Origin of the sequence: Cupriavidus alkaliphilus (assembly GCF_014191175.1) — a bacterium.
In the GTDB taxonomy this organism is placed as follows: domain Bacteria; phylum Pseudomonadota; class Gammaproteobacteria; order Burkholderiales; family Burkholderiaceae; genus Cupriavidus; species Cupriavidus alkaliphilus.
Map to the genome: position 1 here is coordinate 1 of NZ_JACHWE010000018.1, position 2,848 is coordinate 2,848.

The following is a 2,848-nucleotide window of genomic DNA, read 5'->3' on the forward strand; positions in this document are numbered from 1 at the left end:
ACCACGTAGCCGATCAGCGCGCCCGTGCCGGTGCCCAGGATCAGGCCGATCTCGGGCGTCACGCCCCACACCTTCATCGCGTGGCCGGCGGCGTAACCGGCACCGCCGAAGAAGGCCGCATGGCCGAACGACAGCAGCCCGGTGTAGCCGATCAGCAGGTTGAAGGCGCACGCAAACAGCGCGAAGCACAGCACCTTGAGCACGAACACCGGATACGCCCCGGCCAGCGGCGCCGCCAGCAGTGCCAGCAGCAGCAATCCGTACAACAGTTTCTTCTGCACGCCTTGTCCCTTTCCTGCCTTGCCTGCATTGGCCGCCACGGTGGCTGGCGTCGATGATGTCGAGGGTGCGCTCATCACTTCTCCTTGCCGAACAGCCCGGCCGGGCGCAGCAGCAGCACGATCACCATGATGAAGAACACCACGGTCGCCGATGCTTCCGGGTAGAACACTTTGGTCAGGCCTTCGATCACGCCCAGCCCCAGGCCGGTCAGGATCGAGCCCATGATCGAACCCATGCCGCCGATCACCACCACCGCGAACACGACGATGATCAGGTTCTGCCCCATCAGCGGCGAGATCTGGATCACCGGCGCGGCCAGCACGCCGGCAAACGCGGCCAGCGCCACGCCAAAGCCGTAGGTCAGCGTCACCATCAGCGGCACGTTGACGCCGAAGGCCTCGACCATCTTGGGGTTCTCGGTGCCGGCGCGCAGATAGGCGCCCAGCTTGGTCTTTTCAATCACGTACCAGGTGGCGAAGCACACCACCAGCGACGCCACCACGACCCAGGCGCGGTAGTTGGGCAGGATCATGAAGCCGAGGTCGGTCGCGCCCTGCAGCGCGTCCGGAGTCTGGTACGGCAGGCCCGAGACGCCATAGACCGAGCGGAAGATGCCCTCGATTACCAGCGTGATGCCCAGCGTCAGCAGCAGGCCGTAGATATGGTCGAGCTTGTAGATCCAGCGCAGCATGGTCTTCTCGATCACCACGCCCAGCGCGGCAACGACCAGCGGCGACAGCAGCAGCATGATCCAGTAGTTCAGCCCGGCGTACTCCATGCCCATCCAGGCCAGCACCGCGCCCAGCATGAAGAGCGCGCCGTGCGCGAAGTTGATGACGTTGAGCAGGCCGAAGATCACCGCCAGGCCCAGGCTCAGCATCGCGTAAAAGGCGCCGTTGACCAGCCCCAGCAAGAGCTGGGAAAGCATGGCAGGCAGGGGGATTCCGAAGATGTCCATGAGCGTCAATTGCGGGTGGTGACTCCCCTCTCCCGCTTGCGGGAGAGGGGTTGGGGGAGAGGGCCGGCGCGCACGAGGCTGCCGGCTTCAACACCGGCGCATGCGGGCCTCGGGACCGCTGCCGGAAGTTTGATTGCGCCGCGTTTCTGCGGGCGCCTGCCCTCTCCCCCCTGCCCCTCTCCCGCAAGCGGGAGAGGGGATCAAGCCGTCGCCGTTGCGCTGACGGTTACTTCTTCAACATGGCGCACTTCGACTCGGCCACCGTGGTGAAGGCCTGGTCGCCCGGGATGGTCGCGACCACCTTCAGGTAATCCCACGGCTTCTTCGATTCGGCCGCGGTCTTCACCTGCATCAGGTACATGTCGTGGATGCCACGGCCGTCCTGGCGGATATAGCCCTTGGTGTAGAAGTCGTTGATCTTCATCTTCTTGAGCTCGGCCATGACCTTGTCCGGATCGTCGGTCTTGGCGGCTTCGACGGCCTTCAGGTAGGTGCTGGCGGCCGAGTAGTCCGCGGCCTGCAGGCTGCTCGGCATCTTCTTCATCTTGCCGAAGAAGCGGTTGGCGAACTTGCGGGTGTCGTCGTTCATGTCCCAGTACCAGCTGTCGGTCATCAGCAGGCCTTCGGTGTTCTTCAGCCCGAGGCTGTGCACGTCGTTGATGAACATCAGCAGGCCGGCGATCTTCATCGACTTGGTGATGCCGAACTCCTTGGCCGCCTTGATCGAATTGATGGTGTCGCCGCCGGCATTGGCCAGGCCCAGGATCTGCGCCTTGGATGCCTGCGCCTGCAGCAGGAACGACGAGAAGTCAGAGGCCGACAGCGGATGGCGCACCTGCCCCGCCACCGTGCCGCCGTTGGCCTTTACCACCGCGGCGGTGTCGCTTTCGAGCGAGTGGCCGAAGGCGTAGTCGGCGGTCAGGAAGAACCACGACTTGCCGCCCTGCTTGACCACCGCGCTGCCGGTGCCCTTGGCCAGCGCCACCGTGTCATAGGCGTAGTGCACCGTGTAAGGGGAGCACTCTTCGTTGGTCAGGCGCGCGGTGCCGGCGCCGATGTTGATGTAGACGCGCTTCTTCTCCGAAGCCACCTTGTTCATCGCCAGCGCGGTGCCGGAGTTGGTGCCGCCCAGCAGCATGTCCAGGCCCTGCTGGTCCATCCATTCGCGCGCCTTCGAAGCGGCGATGTCGGCCTTGTTCTGGTGGTCGGCCGAGACGATCTCGATGGGCTTGCCCAGCACCTTGCCGCCGCGGTCCTCGATCGCCATCTTGATGGCTTCGAGGCCGCCGGGGCCGTCGATATCGGCATACAGGCCCGACATGTCGGTGATGTAGCCGATCTTGACGGTGTCGCCCGATACCTGTGCGGCGGCGCCGAAGGACACCGCACCCATGGCAATGGCCGCCATCGCGGCCGCGAGCCGAGTCTTTTTCATTTCCATGTCTCCTGATTTGCGGCGGCATGCGCGCCACCCGTTCCTGCCAACAAGCAACCATCGACCCGCATTGCGCGGATCAGACCCCGAGCAATTCATGCAGCACCGGCATCTTGGCCTGCAGCTCGCTGGCCGCGAAGCGTTCGACGATGGTGCCGTGCTCCATCACGTAG

At 64.6% G+C, this 2,848-nt stretch carries 2 protein-coding genes and 2 pseudogenes; all 4 read right to left on the reverse strand.

All coding sequences use genetic code 11. The features are described from left to right. Positions 1–356: pseudogene (locus tag FHX60_RS27515) on the reverse strand (branched-chain amino acid ABC transporter permease); the annotation flags it as partial. Further along, positions 356–1,240 (reverse strand): branched-chain amino acid ABC transporter permease, encoded by an 885-nt coding sequence (locus tag FHX60_RS27520; RefSeq protein ID WP_183285191.1) that lies wholly within the window; start codon positions 1,238–1,240, stop codon positions 356–358. The pseudogene FHX60_RS27515 and the gene FHX60_RS27520, both read right to left, overlap by 1 nt. A gap of 226 nt (positions 1,241–1,466) precedes the next feature. After that, the gene (locus FHX60_RS27525) at positions 1,467–2,675 is read right to left on the reverse strand and encodes an ABC transporter substrate-binding protein (RefSeq protein WP_115663541.1); all 1,209 of its coding nucleotides are present in this window, start codon (positions 2,673–2,675) and stop codon (positions 1,467–1,469) included. Positions 2,676–2,754: 79 nt separating this feature from the next. Continuing rightward, positions 2,755–2,848, reverse strand: a pseudogene (locus tag FHX60_RS27880) (ABC transporter ATP-binding protein); the annotation flags it as partial.